Source organism: Enterococcus sp. DIV2379 (assembly GCF_050542965.1).
GTDB lineage: Bacteria > Bacillota > Bacilli > Lactobacillales > Enterococcaceae > Enterococcus_D > Enterococcus_D entomosocium.
The window spans coordinates 1-18,171 of record NZ_CP172938.1 but is presented as its reverse complement, the minus strand read 5'-3'; the positions used below and the strand labels follow the sequence as shown (position 1 = coordinate 18,171).

At 43.7% G+C, this 18,171-nt stretch carries 15 protein-coding genes; 1 reads left to right on the top strand and 14 read right to left on the bottom strand.

Going from position 1 to position 18,171, the window contains the following annotated elements:
• The first annotated feature begins 172 nt into the window (after nt 1-172).
• Complete coding sequence (locus tag IGI92_RS00075) at nt 173-1,795, top strand: ABC-F family ATP-binding cassette domain-containing protein (RefSeq protein ID WP_005226380.1); 1,623 nt, start codon at nt 173-175, stop codon at nt 1,793-1,795.
• Between the two features lie 100 nt (nt 1,796-1,895).
• Here the strand turns inward: IGI92_RS00075 and IGI92_RS00070 are convergent, their stop codons facing one another.
• The 14 genes from IGI92_RS00070 to dnaA all read right to left on the bottom strand — a co-directional run bounded on the left by IGI92_RS00070 (nt 1,896) and on the right by dnaA (nt 18,171).
• Entirely contained in the window at nt 1,896-2,771 is an 876-nt protein-coding gene (locus IGI92_RS00070; RefSeq protein ID WP_008376769.1) for a DegV family protein, read from the bottom strand.
• A 140-nt stretch (nt 2,772-2,911) separates the two neighbouring features.
• Nucleotides 2,912-4,204, bottom strand: a complete 1,293-nt coding sequence (locus tag IGI92_RS00065) for an adenylosuccinate synthase (protein WP_005232916.1) — start codon at nt 4,202-4,204, stop codon at nt 2,912-2,914.
• Between the two features lie 248 nt (nt 4,205-4,452).
• Entirely contained in the window at nt 4,453-5,823 is a 1,371-nt protein-coding gene (dnaB, locus tag IGI92_RS00060) for a replicative DNA helicase (RefSeq protein WP_005226374.1), read from the bottom strand.
• 108 nt (nt 5,824-5,931) lie between these two features.
• The gene (gene rplI / locus IGI92_RS00055) at nt 5,932-6,384 is read right to left on the bottom strand and encodes a 50S ribosomal protein L9 (protein WP_005226371.1); all 453 of its coding nucleotides are present in this window, start codon (nt 6,382-6,384) and stop codon (nt 5,932-5,934) included.
• Nucleotides 6,385-6,399: 15 nt separating this feature from the next.
• Nucleotides 6,400-7,848, bottom strand: coding sequence for a DHH family phosphoesterase (locus IGI92_RS00050; protein ID WP_005232918.1), 1,449 nt, complete (start codon nt 7,846-7,848; stop codon nt 6,400-6,402).
• 239 nt (nt 7,849-8,087) lie between these two features.
• A complete protein-coding gene (gene rpsR / locus IGI92_RS00045; protein WP_005226367.1) occupies nt 8,088-8,324 on the bottom strand; it encodes a 30S ribosomal protein S18 in 237 nt (78 codons plus the stop codon).
• Between the two features lie 23 nt (nt 8,325-8,347).
• Complete coding sequence (ssb, locus tag IGI92_RS00040) at nt 8,348-8,872, bottom strand: single-stranded DNA-binding protein (RefSeq protein WP_005232920.1); 525 nt, start codon at nt 8,870-8,872, stop codon at nt 8,348-8,350.
• A 43-nt stretch (nt 8,873-8,915) separates the two neighbouring features.
• On the bottom strand, nt 8,916-9,215 hold the full coding sequence (rpsF, locus tag IGI92_RS00035) for a 30S ribosomal protein S6 (protein ID WP_005226363.1): 300 nt from the start codon (nt 9,213-9,215) through the stop codon (nt 8,916-8,918).
• A 263-nt stretch (nt 9,216-9,478) separates the two neighbouring features.
• Complete coding sequence (gyrA, locus tag IGI92_RS00030; RefSeq protein WP_420657268.1) at nt 9,479-12,004, bottom strand: DNA gyrase subunit A; 2,526 nt, start codon at nt 12,002-12,004, stop codon at nt 9,479-9,481.
• A gap of 23 nt (nt 12,005-12,027) precedes the next feature.
• A complete protein-coding gene (gene gyrB, locus IGI92_RS00025) occupies nt 12,028-13,977 on the bottom strand; it encodes a DNA topoisomerase (ATP-hydrolyzing) subunit B (RefSeq protein ID WP_005232922.1) in 1,950 nt (649 codons plus the stop codon).
• Between the two features lie 5 nt (nt 13,978-13,982).
• Nucleotides 13,983-15,095, bottom strand: coding sequence for a DNA replication/repair protein RecF (gene recF, locus IGI92_RS00020; protein WP_005232923.1), 1,113 nt, complete (start codon nt 15,093-15,095; stop codon nt 13,983-13,985).
• Nucleotides 15,082-15,321: a S4 domain-containing protein YaaA gene (yaaA, locus tag IGI92_RS00015; RefSeq protein WP_008376781.1), complete on the bottom strand. Its 240-nt coding sequence runs from the start codon at nt 15,319-15,321 to the stop codon at nt 15,082-15,084. Before yaaA ends, recF begins: the two co-directional genes overlap by 14 nt.
• A 222-nt stretch (nt 15,322-15,543) precedes the next feature.
• Nucleotides 15,544-16,674 carry a DNA polymerase III subunit beta gene (dnaN, locus tag IGI92_RS00010; protein ID WP_005226354.1) on the bottom strand — a complete coding sequence of 377 codons (1,131 nt, stop codon included), beginning with the start codon at nt 16,672-16,674 and terminating at the stop codon, nt 15,544-15,546.
• 159 nt (nt 16,675-16,833) lie between these two features.
• A complete protein-coding gene (gene dnaA, locus IGI92_RS00005; protein WP_005232925.1) occupies nt 16,834-18,171 on the bottom strand; it encodes a chromosomal replication initiator protein DnaA in 1,338 nt (445 codons plus the stop codon).

Genomic DNA, 18,171 nt, shown 5'->3' with positions numbered 1-18,171 from the left:
CTAGCATAGGAAGCCGTCAGGTTCTACTAGGAAGGCAGCAGCAACCATAATTTTTCTTTCACCAGGCCTATGCCTTTCCTGACGAAATCCTCGGCTTTACTTGAAAGTTTCAACATTCATCGCTATAATGCTAGGAGACTCCATGTCAATTTATATAAAGTGAGGAAAAGAATTGATTACAGTAAGTGATGTAAGTTTGCATTTTTCAGACCGCAAACTGTTTGATGATGTTAATATTAAGTTTACGCCTGGTAATTGTTATGGTTTGATTGGTGCAAATGGTGCTGGTAAATCAACTTTTTTAAAAATTTTATCTGGTGAGATCCAACCTTCGACCGGGAACGTTTCTTTAGGTCCTGATGAACGGATGGCTGTCTTGAAACAGAACCACTATGATTACGAAGAGTTTCCAGTGATCGAAACGGTCATCATGGGCCATAAACGTCTCTACGAAGTGATGAAAGAAAAAGACGCGATCTACATGAAGGAAGACTTTTCTGATGAAGATGGGATTCGTGCCGCCGAACTAGAAGGCGAATTTGCGGAACTTGATGGTTGGGAAGCAGAGCCAGAAGCAGCCGTTCTTTTGCAAGGCCTGAACATTCCCGATGAATTGCATCATGTCTTGATGAAAGATCTAACTGCTGGTCAACGGGTAAAAGTCTTACTCGCACAAGCCCTTTTCGGTAAGCCAGACGTCTTGCTCCTAGATGAGCCTACCAACGGATTGGATATCCAATCTATCAACTGGTTAGAAGAATTTCTAATCAACTTTGACAACACTGTCATCGTTGTTTCCCATGACCGCCACTTCTTAAATAAAGTTTGTACCCATATGGCCGATCTAGACTTCGGCAAAATCAAATTGTTTGTCGGCAACTATGATTTCTGGTTGGAATCAAGCCAATTAGCGGCGAAATTACAATCACAATCAAATGCCAAAAAAGAAGAGCAGATCAAAGAACTGCAAGACTTTATCGCACGCTTTAGTGCCAATGCATCAAAATCCAAACAAGCAACGTCTCGGAAAAAAATGTTGGATAAAATCACCCTTGATGATATTCAACCTTCGTCCCGCCGTTATCCGTTTGTTGGTTTTAAACCAGAACGTGAAATCGGGAATGACTTGCTGCAAGTCGACAATGTCAGTGTGACGATCGACGGCAAAAAGATTTTAGACAATATCTCTTTCACCTTGAATAAAGACGACAAAGTCGCTTTTGTTGCCAATAGCGATATCACCACCACGACGCTATTCAAAGTCATCATGGGGGAAATCACTCCTGATACAGGTAGTGTTCGTTGGGGCGTCACCACGCAGCATGCCTACTTGCCAAAAGATACGACCAGCGAATTCGATACGGATACCCCGATCGTTGATTGGCTGCGTCAATACGCAAGCAAAGAAGAAGACGACAATACCTTCTTGCGCAGCTTCCTAGGTCGCATGTTATTCTCTGGTGATGAAGTATTAAAACCCGTCAACGTTCTTTCCGGGGGCGAAAAAGTTCGCTGTATGTTGTCGAAAATGATGCTTTCAAAAGCCAACGTATTGGTGTTGGATGATCCAACCAATCACTTGGACTTAGAATCGATCACCGCATTAAACGATGGTTTGATGGCCTTCACCGGCTCATTGTTGTTTGCTTCTCATGACCACCAATTTATTCAAACCCTTGCGAACCGTATCATTGCGGTCTCTAGCAAAGGCGTGGTGGATCGTGCCGAAACGACCTACGATGAATTCTTAGAAAACAAAGATGTCCAAAAACGCGTAGCAGAAATGAATCAATAAGCTGCTTTTGAAAAAAAGAACGCTCCAGTTGCCCGCCACCAAGGCTGCAACTGGAGCGTTTCTTTTATTTTACCTAGGTGCTTCGGGTATTTTTGGCAGGTTACGCTTGTTCTAAACGGGCTTTGCCGAATGAAAACAGCGCCAAGCAGCCATAGCCGGTATGACTGGAGATCGTTGGACCTAATGGATAATGATGAATAATAATGTCAGGAACTTTTTCGGTCAAACGTTTGATGAGTTTCTCCGCTGCTTCGGCATCGCCAGCATTGGCAAAATAAACCGTATTGGTTTTTGATTCGTGAAGATTGGCGATGGTTTGATCCACGATTTTTTGGATCGCTTTGTTGCGTCCCCGCACTCGATCAACGCTACGTAATTTTCCCGCGGTATCTACGGTAATGATTGGTTTCACATTCAACAATCCACCGATCGCTGCGGCTGTTTTAGAGATTCTGCCGCCGCGTTCCAATTGTTTTAAATCATCGACGGTGACCCATGAATCTAAACGCAGTTTATTTTCTTCTACCCATTGGCTGACTTCCAGCAACGAACGCCCTTGGGCTTTTTGTTGGGCTGCTTCAGCCACTAAGAAGCCTTCGCCTAAACTAGCAGAGCGCGTATCGATCAAGGTGATCGCGACTTCTTTGTATTCTTCTTTTAGTAAGGCTACGGCTTGGACGGCACTTTGGAATGAGCCGCTCATTCCTGAAGAAAAACCTAAATAAAGGACCGGTGTGCCCGCTTCGACATATGGCCGAAAATATTCCATATAACGTCCGACATTGATTTGAGAAGTCGTCGGTTGCGCATGCTCTTTTAGTTTTCCTAAAAACCATTCCGTATCAAATTCTTTGCCCATATCATCGATATATTCTTTGCCATCTAATTCAATCAGCATTGGAATATAGGCGACATCTAGCTCCGCTAATCTTGCTGCTGGTAAATCACAGCAGGAATCTGTCATGATTTGAAACATGGTTTCACCCCTCTCGTTACCCCCTATTATAGCAAAAAAAGAACAAGACAGAAGAAATTCTCATCAAAAGCAGCCAAACTTGTCGTTGACCGCTTCTGACACAGAAGTTCTTTGTCTTGTTCTGATACTTTCGCGTCAGGTTAAATTTGCGCCCAAACACTTTCTAAGATGTTGGTTTGGCTGCGGTCTGGCCCTACCGAGAAGGTCGAAATGCGGACACCGACTAATTCAGAGATGCGGTGAACGTAATTGCGTGCATTTTCTGGCAGATCTGCCAATGTTTTGCAGCCAGTAATGTCTTCAGACCAGCCAGGAAGTTCTTCATAGACTGGTTTGCAGCGGTTCAACTCTTTCAAGCTTGCTGGATAATGATAGATCAATTCGCCGTCTAGTTCATAAGCGGTACAGATTTTCACGGTTTCTAAACCGCTCAAGACATCGATCGAGTTAAGGGATAGGTTCGTGATCCCTGAGACCCGTTTTGAATGGCGCATCACGACGGTATCAAACCAGCCCACACGACGAGGTCGTCCTGTCGTTGTCCCGTATTCACGACCGATCTTACGAATTTGTTCACCTGTTTCATCAAACAGTTCCGTTGGGAATGGACCATCTCCTACCCGAGAGGTGTAGGCTTTGCAGACACCAACGACTTTGTTGATTTTTGAAGGGCCCACACCACTACCGATGGTGACACCTCCAGCAACGGGGTTGGATGACGTTACGAAAGGATAGGTTCCTTGGTCGATATCCAGCATCACGCCTTGTGCCCCTTCAAATAAAACTCGTTTGCCTTCATCTAAGGCATCGTTAAGGATCACCGAAGTATCCGTCACATATTTTTTGATTTGTTGGCCATATTCGTAATACTCTTCAAAAATATCTTCAAAGGCGATTGGCTCTGCATCAAACATTTTCACGAATTGACGATTTTTTTCTTCTAAGTTGATACGCAGACGTTCTTCAAAAATTTCTTTGTCTAAAAGATCAGCGATCCGAATGCCGACTCTGGCCGCTTTATCCATATAGGCTGGTCCGATCCCTTTGATTGTCGTACCGATCTTGTTGTCACCTTTGGCATCTTCTTGCAGCTGATCCAAATGGATATGGTAAGGTAAAATAACATGTGCACGATCAGAGATCTTCAAGTTTTCTGTTATTATATTGTTTTCTTTCAAGTATGCTAATTCTTTAACTAATGATTTCGGGTTCACAACGACCCCGTTTCCAATGACACTGATTTTATCTGCATAAAAGATCCCTGAAGGAATCAAATGCAGTTTATAGGTCACACCGTCAAATTTAATCGTATGGCCGGCATTGTCTCCACCTTGATAACGTGCAATGACTTCCGCGTTTTCACTCAAAAAGTCCGTAATCTTTCCTTTACCTTCATCGCCCCATTGTGTACCTACTACTACTACAGATGACATATAATGACCTCTTTCTTTAATTAGTGCATTCCTTAAGTATTGTAACAAGATTCGCAAGCTCTTTCAATCTAAAATCGAATAATCGTTTTAAATTCTCATTTTTCAGGGGTAAAAAACGAACTATTTTCTTTGGAATAATTATTTATACACGTAAAAACGAATAAAGTCGACACATAAAAAAAGCCCTACTACCATCAGCGCGATGCGGATGGTAGCAAGAGCTAGTGTTTCTCAGATAGCTAGTTGTCTTACCCGAACTCTTCTCGTGGCGAGACCGAGGAGAATTTATTGTATTCTTTGATGAATAGAAGTTCGACCGTCCCCCGGGCACCACTCCGGTTTTTCTCGATAATGACTTCGATCACATTGTTGTTTTGTTGTTCTTCTGGTTCATCGTCATCGTCGCCTTCACTGCGGTAGTAGTCATCCCGATACAAGAAAGCAACGATATCGGCATCCTGCTCGATCGACCCTGATTCCCGGATATCACTTAAAACAGGACGTTTGTCTTGTCGCTGTTCCACACCCCGAGAAAGCTGAGACAGTGCAATCACCGGCACTTTCAATTCCTTCGCCAGTTTCTTTAATTGGCGAGAGATCTCAGAGACTTCTTGTTGGCGGTTTTCGCGACCCGTTCCTTCAATCAGCTGCAAATAGTCGATCAAAATCAAGCCGAGATTGCCTTTTTCTTGCGCCAGTTTCCGACAACGCGCCCGGATCTCAGAGATCTTGATCCCGGGGGTATCATCGATATAGATATTGGCGTTAGAAAGACTGCCCATGGCAACGATCAAATTCCGCCATTCTTCTTCTGAGAGCTGCCCCGTCCGCAAGTGACTGGCCTCAATCGAGCCTTCCGCACAAAGCATCCGGTTGACCAATGATTCAGCCCCCATTTCCAGACTAAAGATCGCTACGGAACGATCGGTTTTCGTTCCGACATTTTGCGCGATATTCAAGGCAAACGCGGTTTTCCCTACCGCGGGGCGGGCAGCGAGAATAATCAGCTCTTCTTTTTGCAGCCCCGCCGTCATTTTGTCTAAAGCCGCATAACCCGTAGGTAATCCGGTGATTTCTTCGTTGTTTTGCGCCAACTGATCGATCGTTTCGATCGTCCGATTCAAGACTTCCGCTATCGATTGGAAGCCATTGCTGTTGCGCTTTTCGGATACTTCTAAAATACTTTTTTCTGCTTGATCAATGATCGATTGTACATCTTCATCTTGTTCAAAGCCTTTGGTTACGATACGGCTCGCTGTTTGGATTAGATTGCGCAGCGTGGCTTTGTCGTCAACGATCTTCGCATAATAAGCAATACTTGCTGCTGATGGTGAAGCTTGACTCAGTTCAGTCAGATACGTCAGACCGCCAACATCTTCAAGACTGTTGCTTTTTTCAATTTCTGCTTTCAACGTAATCAAGTCGATCGATTCACTACGGTCGTTCAACTGGATCATTGCTTGAAAAATTATTTGATGGCTGCGGCGATAAAAATCTTCTGGGGCGATTACTTCCATTGCATCGATGATCGCATCGGCATCTAAAAAGACTGCCCCTAGGACCGCTTGTTCCGCTTCAATATCTTGTGGGGGAACTTGATTTTGCCAAACTTCATTCATGCCATTCGCTCCTTCGTCCATTCATTCTACAAGATTCCCATCCAAAGTACAAGATTGCTTGGACGTTTGCCGAAAAAAACCCCAACATGTGACTGTTGGGAGTAATGCTTATTCTTGAATGGTATGAACATTGATCGTTGCTGTTACTTGTGGGTGCAATTTTACAGGTACTTGCGTAAACCCTAATGCACGAATCGGCTGATCCAATTCGATTTTGCGTTTGTCGATCTTAATTTTGTATTGCTTGTTCAAGGCATCGGCAATTTGTTTTGATGGGATCGAACCGAACAAGCGGCCATCTTCCCCTGCTTTGGCATTGATCTTCACGACGGTTTCTTCTTTTTCAAGAAGTGCTTTTAGCTCTTTCGCTTCTGCTAAGACTTCCGCATCTTGTTTTTCTTTGGCTTTTTGTTTGCCTTTTAATTCTGCCATGCTTTCATTGTTGGCAGGTTTGGCTAAGTTGTTTTTGATCAGGAAGTTTTGTGCGTAGCCATTAGGGACTTCCTTGATATCGCCTTTTTTGCCTTTGCCTTTGACATCTTGTAAGAAAATAACTTTCATCTTGGTCACTCCTTGTTATTGTTCATTTTTCGTTAATTCCGCTCGCAACTGGTTTTCTACATCGCCAATGCTGCTGTTTTTTATTTGCGTGGCTGCGTTGGTAAAATGTCCGCCGCCGCCTAATGCCTCCATCAAGGTTTGTACATTGACTTTTCCGGTACTTCTAGCACTAATACCGATCAAATCTCCTGGCTGTTTCGTAATGACAAACGCGGCATGGATCCCATTGATCGATAGCAGAGTATCGGCCGCTTTTGCAACGGTGACACTATCGTACACCCGATCTTCATCCGCTGCAGCAATCACGATATCTTCTCGGAAATGCTGGCTGCGAGAAACCAGTTCACTGATCATCAAATAGGAATCTAAATCCGTACTCAACATGTATTGAACCAATGACGTATCTGCGCCTTGATTTTTCAAATAGCCAGCAATATCAAAGGTCCGACCAGTGGTTCGCACCGTGAAGTTCTTCGTATCCACGTAGATTCCCGCTAATAAAGAAGTCGTAATAAATTTAGGGACTTGCGATCTGCGAGAAGCGCGATACTGGATCAATTCTGCTACCAGTTCCGATGCTGAAGACGCGGAAGATTCAATATACGTCAATAATGGCTTATCGGGAAACTCATCCCCGCGACGATGGTGATCGATCACTGCGATTTTGTCAAATTCATCATAGACCGCTTGCGAGATCGACATCGACGGCTTATGGTAATCTACCATCACTAAGACACTTTCTTCATTTGATAAATTGACTGCTTCTTCCCCAGTGATCACAAATCGTTCCAGCTCGGGGTATTTTTTCAATTCTTCCAATGCCCGCTGAATGTCGGCGGTGATCTCTTTCGGATTTAAAATGATGTAGCATTCTTTGTCGCTCATCATCGCCATGTAAGCCACCCCAAAAGCCGAACCTAAAGCATCCATGTCCGGGTAACGATGACCCATGATAAAGATCCGCTGGTTTTCAGCAAAAATCTTTCTCAAAGCCGTACTCATGGCACGAGAACGAACACGCGTTCTCTTCGGCGTACCATCCGTATTACCGCCAAAGAATTGCGGTTTTGCTTCTTCTTTGGCTTCTTTTAAAACGACTTGATCGCCGCCACGAACTAACGCAATGTCGAGATTGTTTTGTGCCACTTCACCAATCTCTTCAAAAGACTCTTCCCCATAGGAGATTCCCATACTGATCGTTAATGCCAGATCATTTTTTTCCGCAACTTGCCGTACTCTAGTCAAAAATTGGAATTTTTCTTCCTTCATCCGCTCAATATCTGAATACTTCGCGACGAAAAGAAACCGCTCGGAATTGATTCGTTTGTAAAAAACATGATTCTCACTTGCCCAATCAGAAATCAGTGTCGTGATCAGCGAGTTCAAATAAGAAACTTGTTTGTCGTCTTTTTTCTCAATCAAATCATCGTAATTATCAATTGAAATCAACCCAATTGCTGCCATCTTTTTTACCCCTCAATGTATCATCCCATTTTTTTGAAGCTTTGTTCCTTATTTTACCACAAAACAATCAAATAGGCGATTGATGCAAAAAGTTCCACGTGAAACTTTTTTGGTGAGATAATCATGGGAAAATTTCTGTCACTCGTTATTCTATCTGTATATAAAATAACAAGTATTTCTTCAGTAGATAAAAAAATTGACAAGCTTCAAAAGAAACTTGTCAATGAAAATCATTCGATTTATTCTTCGCCTACGAATGGAAGTAATCCCATAATACGCGCACGTTTGATTGCAATGGTAAGTTTGCGTTGGTTTTTCGCACCAGTACCAGTTACACGACGTGGTAAAATTTTACCGCGTTCTGAAATGAAACGTTTTAGTAATTCAATATCTTTATAATCGATATGTTCAATATGGTTTGCAGCAATGTAGTCTACTTTACGACGTTTGCGTCCGCCTCTTCTTTGTTGTGCCATCCTATTTCCCTCCTATCAATTTCTTAGAATGGTAAATCATCGTCTGAAATGTCGATTGATGAGTTTCCGAATGGATCGGAGTTGTCTCGATCAAAATTAGGCATTCCTGATGGTTGAGAGGATTGAGTTTGATTTGAGTTATTGTTACCAAATCCAGAAGAACTATTTGAGTTATACGTATTGCTGCTGCCAGATCCGCTATCAGTTGTGCGTCTTTGCTCGGAAGCATTTCGCGATTCTAATAATTGGAAGTTGTCAGCAACGACTTCTGTTACATAAACACGTTGGCCTTGTTGGTTGTCGTATGAACGGGTTTGAATACGTCCAGTAACCCCTAATAAAGTTCCTTTGCGTGCATAGTTTGCTAATGTTTCCGCTGGTTTTCTCCAAATAACACAGTTGATGAAATCAGCTTCGCGCTCTCCACTTTGGTTGGTAAAATTGCGATTTACCGCCAAGGTAAAGGTTGCGACACCAGTGCCATTAGAAGTGTAACGTAAATCAGGATCTTTGGTTAGTCTTCCTACTAGTACAACATTATTAATCAAAGTTCATCATCTCCTCATCGCTTTTGTTTCATGTGAAACAATATTATGCTTCTTCTTTGACAATCATGTGACGGATAATGTCATCATTGATTTTCGCAAGACGGTCAAACTCGTTGATTGCACTTGCAGTTGTTGAAGAAGAAACTTTAACGATGTGATAGATACCCTCACGGAATCCATCCATTTCATACGCTAGACGGCGTTTTTGCCAATCTTTTGATTCGATAACTTCAGCGCCGTTATCAGTTAAGATTGAGTCAAAACGAGCGATCAATGCGGCTTTTGCTTCTTCATCAATGTTTGGACGAATGATATATAAGATCTCATATTTCGTGTTTTCCATTGATTTTTCACCTCCCTGTGGACTTTGGCCCCTAGTTTTCTAGGAGCAGAGAGAGTGGTCTAATTAGACTACTCACAAATAATTATTATACACTTTTTTCGTCCCTACTGCAAGCTATTTTTTTGCGTCCCTGCATCTACCCATCACTGCAAACAATCGCTTACACTGATAAATACGTCAGCTGCTGCCGATTTTTTGAAAAAGAGTAAAAAGACAGCAAGCTGCAGGTTCGCAGGTTGCTGTCTTCCTAGAAAATGTATTGCTTATTCTTGTGTATCCGTGGTGTCTTCCGTTGTTTCTTCCACAACTGGCAAGTCTTGTCCCGCTGTTTCTTCGGCAGTCGTTAGTTCTTCTTCGACTTCCGGTTCAACCGTTGCCATCGTCACTACTTTGGCATTGTTTTCCATCTTCATCAAACGAACCCCTAAGGTTGCCCGACCAGTTTGGGAAACAGTCGCTACATTGAAACGAATCAAGACGCCTTTATTGGTGATCACCATGATGTCTTCCTCACCGCTGACCGTCGTCAAGCCGGCTAATGGACCGTTTTTCGCCGTAATGTTGGCTGTTTTGATCCCTTTTCCGCCACGACCTTTGATTGGGTATTCAGAGCCTTTGGTGCGTTTGCCATAGCCGTTCTCAGTGATGACCAAGACTTCACTGTCTTCTGTGATCACAGCGGCACCTACGACGTAGTCTCCATCTCTTAGACGAATGCCTCTCACACCAGCAGCTGTTCGGCCCATATCCCGCACAAGGGCTTCTTTGAAAGTCACAGAGTAGCCATCGTGGGTGCCGATGATCACGACATCTTCGCCATGGGTTTCGATCACGTTAACCAACTCATCATTTTCCCGAAGACCGATCGCAATCAGACCATTGGCACGGATATTTGAAAAGGCCGTCACTGAGGTCCGTTTGACCACACCTAGACGCGTCGTGAAGAACAAGTAGCGTCCTTCTTGAGGCCCACCAGAAGCCGAAATGATCGCTTCGATCCGTTCGCTAGAATCGATCCCTAGCAGATTGATCACAGGGATACCTTTGGCTGCCCGACCATACTCAGGAATTTCATAGCCTTTGGCTTTGTAAACTTTCCCTTTATTGGTGAAGAACAGTAATGTGTCGTGAGTCGAACAAGAAATCAACGTCTTCACGAAGTCTTCATCGTGGATCCCCATTCCTTGAACGCCACGTCCGCCGCGACGTTGTGCACGGAATTCAGACTTAGCTACTCGTTTGATGTATCCATTGTTCGTCAAAGTAATGACGATTTCTTCTTCTTCGATCAAGTCTTCATCTTCAAGACTTAAGACTTCCCCAACCAATAATTCAGTCCGGCGATCATCGCCAAAGCGTTGGCCTAATTCTTGCAACTCCGTTTGGATGATCTCTAGGACTCGTTGTGGATTTGCTAAAATGTCTGTCAAATCAGCGATAAATTCTAACAAACCTTGGTACTCGTTTTCGATCTTGTCGCGTTCCAAACCAGTCAAGCGACGCAAACGCATATCTAAAATTGCTTGCGCTTGGCGATCGGACAATTTGAAGCGCTCCATCATGCTATTTTTTGCTTCATCATCAGAATTTGATGCCCGGATCAAAGCAATGATCTCATCGATATGATCCAATGCGATCCGTAACCCTTCTAAGATGTGGGCACGGGCTTCTGCTTTGTTTTTATCAAACTGTGTCCGACGAGTCACCACTTCTTGTTGATGCTCGATGTAGTTTTCTAAAATTCGTTTCAAACTCAAAATCTTCGGCACGCCTTTTTCAATGGCTAACATATTAAAGCCAAAAGAAGATTGCAGTGCAGTCATTTTGTAGAGATTGTTTAAGATCACCGACGCACTGACGTCGCGACGAACGTCGATAACGATCCGCATGCCTTCACGAGACGATTCATCCCGCAGATCGGTGATTCCTTCGATCCGTTTGTCACGGTGCAGCTCAGAGATCCGCTCGATCAACTTCGCTTTATTGACCATATACGGCAATTCAGTCACTAAGATCCGTTCTTTACCGTTGGGCATTTCAGTCACTTCGACTTTTCCGCGAACAGTGATCGAACCTTTCCCTGTTTCATAGGCACGGCGAATACCGGATTTTCCCATGACGATCCCGCCGGTTGGGAAATCTGGTCCCGGCAGGACTTCCATCAATTCACTTGTCGTGACTTCTGGATTTTCCATCAATAGATCGATGGCTGCAATAACTTCATTCAAGTTATGAGGCGGGATATTGGTCGCCATCCCAACAGCGATCCCCGTCGTCCCGTTGACCAAAAGGTTCGGGAAGCGTGCTGGTAATACCGCTGGTTCTCGTTCTGTATCATCATAATTGCTTTGGAAATCAACAGTATCTTTGTTGATGTCCCGCAGCATCTCCATCGCCAGTTTGCTCATGCGGGCTTCGGTATACCGCATCGCAGCGGCACCGTCACCATCGACTGAGCCAAAGTTTCCGTGGCCATCGACTAACATGTAGCGATAGCTGAAGGGCTGTGCCATCCGCACCATTGATTCATAGATCGCACTATCACCATGGGGATGGTATTTCCCCATGACATCGCCGACGATCCGGGCTGATTTTTTATGGGGCTTGTCTGGTGTGACCCCTAATTCATTCATTCCATATAAAATTCGGCGGTGAACCGGCTTTAAGCCATCCCGCACATCTGGTAAAGCCCTAGCAACAATTACACTCATTGCATAATCGATAAAGGACTCGCGCATTTCACTGGTCAGATTGACGTCATGAATATTTTGTTTTGCTTCTTCACTCAAGCTGTTTCCTCCTCTACGATTGGCTAGATGTCAAGATTTTTCACGTAGTGCGCGTTTTCTTCGATAAAGGCCCGTCTTGGTTCGACGCGATCCCCCATCAGCATTTCAAAAATTTGATCGGCTTCAATGGCATCATCTACGCTGACCCGCAGCATCATCCGATTGTCAGGATCCATCGTGGTTTCCCATAACTGGTGGTCATCCATTTCCCCTAGACCTTTGTATCGTTGAACTGTTGGTTTTGGTGTCGCAGGTAGTGATTCAATCGTATTTTTCAAATCTTGTTCGGCATTCTTGCCGGGTTGGATATAATGGATATTTTTCCCTTGTTTGACACCGTACAATGGCGGTTGTGCGATATAGACATAACCGGCTTCAACGATGGGACGCATATAACGATAGAACAGCGTCAAGAGTAGGGTCCGGATATGGGCACCATCGACATCGGCATCGGTCATGATGACTAGCTTGTGGTAACGGGCTTTTGCTACATCAAAATCAGCACCAAACCCGGTACCCATTGCCGTAAACAATGAACGGATCTCTTCGTTTGCTAAGATTTTGTCCATGCTGGCTTTTTCGACATTTAAAATCTTCCCACGGATCGGTAAGATCGCTTGGAATTCCCGACTGCGGCCTTGTTTTGCTGAACCGCCGGCAGAATCTCCTTCGACGATAAACAATTCGCATTTTTCTGGATCATTACTGGAACAGTCGGCTAATTTCCCAGGTAAGTTACTGATTTCTAACGCACCTTTTCGGCGAGTCATTTCCCGGGCACGTTTGGCTGCTTGACGGGCTTTTGATGCCAAAAGTCCTTTTTCCACGACTTGACGACCCACATTCGGGTTTTCCATCAAGAATTTCGTGAAATGTTCGGAAAAGAGACGATCGGTGACTGTCCGCACTTCGGAATTTCCTAATTTGGTTTTCGTTTGTCCCTCAAACTGAGGATCTGGATGCTTGATGGAGATAACCGCCGTCAAGCCTTCCCGAACATCTTCTCCGGTCAGGTTTTCGTCGTTTTCTTTCATCAATTTTGACTTGCGGGCGTAATCATTGATCACCCGGGTCAAGGCAGTCTTAAACCCGAATTCATGGGTTCCGCCTTCATAGGTATGGATGTTGTTGGCAAAACTTAGCAGGTTGCTATGGTAGCTATCGGTATATTGCATGGAGACTTCAACCGTGATTCCTTGTTGTTCTCCTTCTAAATAGATCGGATCTGGGAAAATCACTGTTTTACTCGCATTCAAATGCTCCACATAGCTCTTGATCCCGCCGTCGTAATGATATTCTTTCAAAACGGGTTTTTCTTCCCGTTTGTCTTCGATCGAGATTTTTAAACCACGGTTCAAGAAGGCTAATTCCCGAACCCGCGTCGCTAATTTATCAAAATTGAATTCCGTTGTTTCCGTAAAGATCTCTGGATCTGGAACAAAGTGGACGGTCGTTCCGTGGCGGTCGGTTTCATCGATCACTTTTAAGTCATCAACGACTGCTCCACGATGGTATTCTTGATAATACACTTTGCCTTCTTTATAGACTTTTACGTCTAAAGTCGTGGACAACGCATTAACGACGGAGGAACCTACCCCATGAAGTCCGCCGGAAACCTTGTAGCCGCCGCCGCCAAATTTCCCGCCGGCATGCAGGATCGTAAAGACGGTTTCTACCGCTGGACGGCCTGTCTTGGCTTGGATATCAACGGGGATCCCCCGACCGTCATCGACGACCGTAATGCTATTATCTGGTTCAATGATCACTTGAATACTTGAGGCAAAGCCTGCTAGTGCTTCGTCGATCGAGTTATCGACGATTTCCCATACTAAGTGGTGCAAACCTTCTGAACTGGTAGAACCAATGTACATCCCAGGTCGTTTGCGGACGGCTTCTAGTCCTTCCAGCACTTGGATCTGACTGGCATCATAGGCTTTCGCACGTTCAACTAAGCTTTTTTCTTCTTCTGTCATTCAGTCTATTCTCCTTTAATATGTCCTTGCTCTACATAAAAAATCTCTGCTTCCACAGACATTTTGTCTTTTACATGTTCTAATGTCGTTGTTGTCAGAAAGGTCTGAACTTTTCCTTCAATGGTTTCCAATAAATGCAGTTGTCGGGAATCATCCAGCTCACTCATGACATCATCTAATAAAAGGACGGGATATTCCCCTGTTTCTTCTTTCATCAAATCGATTTCTGCCAATTTGACACTTAGGGCCGTTGTTCGCTGCTGTCCTTGCGAACCAAAGGTCTGAACATTTTTCTCATTGATCAAAAAATCCAGATCGTCTCGATGGGGGCCTGCCAACGTGACTTGCCGAAATCGTTCACGGTCTTTGACTTGTGCCAAGGCTTTGACAAATTGCTGTTGGATCTCCTCCAGCGAGGTCGCCTCACCGGGCACATTTGATAAATAGTCGATCTGCAAGGTTTCTTTTCCTTGGCTGATCTTTTGGTGCAGCTGATTTGCCCAATACGCCAAGCGCTGAACAAACCGTTGTCTGGCTAAAATGATTTTACTGCCGAAAGCCACCAGCTGTTCCGTCAAAACATCTAAATAGATCTCATCGGTCTGTTTTTTTTCATTCAGCTGTTTTAAGTATTGATTGCGCTGTTTCAAAACGGATTGGTATTGAACGAGATCATAGAGATAAATTGGATCGATCTGCCCAATTTCCATATCGAGAAATTTGCGGCGGACTTGGGGACTTCCTTTTACAAGGGAGAGGTCTTCTGGAGCAAATAAAATGACATTCAGCTGCCCTATGTAACTACTGAGCTTTTTTTGCTCAATGTGGTTTACTTTCGTTTTTCGTCCTTTTTTTGACAAAAACAGTTCTAACGGGATCGTTGAGCGTCCCCGACTGACACTGCCAGAGATCCGCGCACCTTCCGTGTCCCAACGGATAAGTTCTTGCTCGCTGGAGGTGCGGTGGCTTTTGGTCATCGCCAATACATAGATACTTTCTAAAATATTGGTTTTTCCTTGCGCATTTTCGCCTAAAAAAATGACCAGACCTTTCTCAAAAGTCAGTGTCAGCGAATCATAGTTCCGATAATTGCTTAAATGCAACTCATTCAGCCGCATCTGCGTCTTCCTTCTTCACCATAAAAAAAGTACCTTCATCAGGTAGCTCAACACGCATTCCCGCATACAATTTGCGCCCTCGTCGATTTTCCGGCTCGCCGTCGACAAAAACGGTGTGCTCTGCAAGGTACCATTTCGCTTGGCCGCCGCTGCTGATCACACTGACTTCTTTGAGCATTTGTCCAAGTGTCATATATTCCGTTTCTAACGGTATTTGCATTTTCATAATTCCCCTCAATTCTATCAAAGAGCGTTTAGCTCTATTATACTCTTTTTTTGCCAAGAAAACAAATTCATCGGCATATTTTTCATTCTCAGAAGACTTACTGCTTTTAGACAAAAAAGAAGCCAAAATAGAAAAAAGGGCTTAAAAACGATTTTAAGCCCTTTTAACTCATTTATTCATTTTCAGATGATTGTTTCAACTTTTTTCAAAAGACATGAAAAACTAGTTGGTGCGCACCGGTGTGATCAGCTGGATAAAGCTGCCTTTGCTCTCTGTTGGCTCCAACGTAAAGGGACGGATCGCTGAGATAAAGCGGATCACGATGCTGGTGTCACCAAATGCTCGTAGTGCAGCTTTCATATAATCAGGATTGAAAGAGATCTCTAATGGGTCGCCGGTCACTTTTTCAAAAGAAAGGTCTTCTTCCACTTTCCCGATTTCTGGTGAGTTTCCATATAAGACAACAGCTTCCTCGGAGATCGCCAAACGAACGATGTTGTTACGGCCTTCATGGGAAAGCAATGACGCCCGTTCGATAGCCTGTAACAATTCTGGCACAGAAAATTCAATTTCAGTATTGAAGCTTGAAGGGATCAGACGGTTGGTATCTGGGTAAGTTCCTTCCAATAAACGAGAATAGAATTTCATAGTTTTCGTTTGGAACAATACTTGGTTATCCATAATGCTGATTTGGATCGCTTCTTCTTCATCTGTTAAGGAACGAGAAAGTTCCGTTAGGCTTTTGCCGGGAATCACGATATTGAAGGCTGTTTCCCCGCTTTCCAAGGGAATCACCCGTTGACTCAAACGGTGTGAGTCCGTCGCAACAGCTAATAATTTTTGATTTTCTAAGACAAAGTGGACCCCAGTTAAGATTGGACGGCTTTCGTGTTGCGAAACCGCAAAGACCGTTTCACTAACAACCTTATTCAACACGTGCGCTGGAATCTCGATCGAATCTTGACTTTCGACAACTGGTAAATGTGGATAACTATCGGCATCCAAGCCGTTGACGGTAAAGTTAGCTTTTCCAGAAGTGATCGCTACTTGATTATTGTCTAAAACTTCTAACGTTAAGGTACTTTCAGGCAAACGACGAACGATTTCGCTGAAGAAACGTGCTTGTAAAACGATTGCTCCTGTTTTTTCGATTTGCATTTGCGCTTTTTCGTTTTCCACACTTAAAAAAGTTTCAATGGAAATATCGGCATTGCTCCCAGTCATGGTCAATCCTTTTTCTGAAAGGGACAATTTTACTCCGGTTAAGATCGGGATGGTGGTTTTGGTTGAAATCGCCCGTTGGACAGTTTGTAATTCTTGCATGAACTCTGTTCGGTTTAAAGTTAGCTTCATAGCGATACTCCTTTAATTTATAGTTATTAAATAAAAGTAATAGTAGTAATAGGCTTGTTAGTAATGTGGATAACTCGAGAAAAGAGTGATTAGACTAACGAAAATGCCTGTGAATAACTTGTGGACAACTTTTTTGGTTCTTCTTTTCTTATCCACAGATCAGCTGAAGAGAATTTGTTTGATTTCAGCGATCTCATTTTTGATCGTGGGATCTGTTTCGACTAAATGCTGAATTTTTTCATGGGCATGAATGACCGTGGTATGGTCTTTGCCACCAAATTCGCCGCCGATTTTTGGTAAAGAACTATCGGTCAATTCTCGAGAGAGATACATCGCGATCTGCCGTGGGACAACGATGCCTTTGACCCGTTTTTTCCCTTTTAGATCATTGACATGAATGTGATAGTATTTTGCGACTTCTTCTTGGATCTGCAAAATCGAAACTTGGGTCGAGCCATGGCTTGATTTCAAGGCTTTGATGGCTTCAGCTGCCAAGCTCGTTGTAATGTCTGAGTTTTGCATCGTAGCAAAAGCTTGCACCCGCACGAGTGCTCCTTCAAGTTCCCGGATATTTGAATCGATCTGTCCAGCGATATAACTTAACGTATCGTCGGGGATCTCCAAGCGTTCGGCTTCGGCTTTTTTCCGCAAAATCGCAGTCCGCGTCTCTAGATCCGGCGGGGTGATATCAACGGACAAGCCCCAAGCAAAACGGGAAACCAAACGTTCTGGTAAAGTCGGGATCTCATTTGGCAAACGATCACTTGTGAGGACGATCTGTTTATTATTGCGATACAGTTCTTCGAAGGTATTAAAGAATTCTTCTTGGGTTCCTTCTTTATTGACTAAGAATTGAATATCATCCACTAGCAAAAGATCAACATTGCGGTATTCGTTTCGAAAATCTTCCATTTTGTTCTTTTGAATAGAAGTAATGAAATCATTGGTGAAATTTTCACTACTAACATACTTGATTTTGGCATTGGGACGTTTCAGCAACATTTGATGACCGATCGCATGCATCAAGTGGGTTTTCCCTAAACCAACGCCACCATAGAAGAACAGCGGATTATAAATAGACCCAGGATCTTCTGCAACAACTAAAGCAGCAGCATGGGCCATCTGATTGCCTTTCCCGATGACAAAGGTATCAAATGTGTATTTTTCATTTAAGATCGATTTCGGCGGCCGCTCGTTTTCTTTTGCAGCTGTTTGAATAGTAGAAGGGGCTGTTTTTAAAGCTTCTGCTTCTTCGACAGTCACAAAACTAGGAATCAATTCTTCACCAGTTTTCATAAATCCCATTTCAACAATTTTGGCAGCTAGATTTTTTTCCCAATAAGATTTATGAAGATCGCTGGGTACTTCGATCAGCAGCTGATTTTTTTCAAACGACAAGACATTGGCAGTCTCGATCCAAGCACTATAACTGGCCGGATTCAGCTCTTCTTTAAAGGAACGTTGAAGATCTTGCCAAATAGAATCAGCAGATGGCAT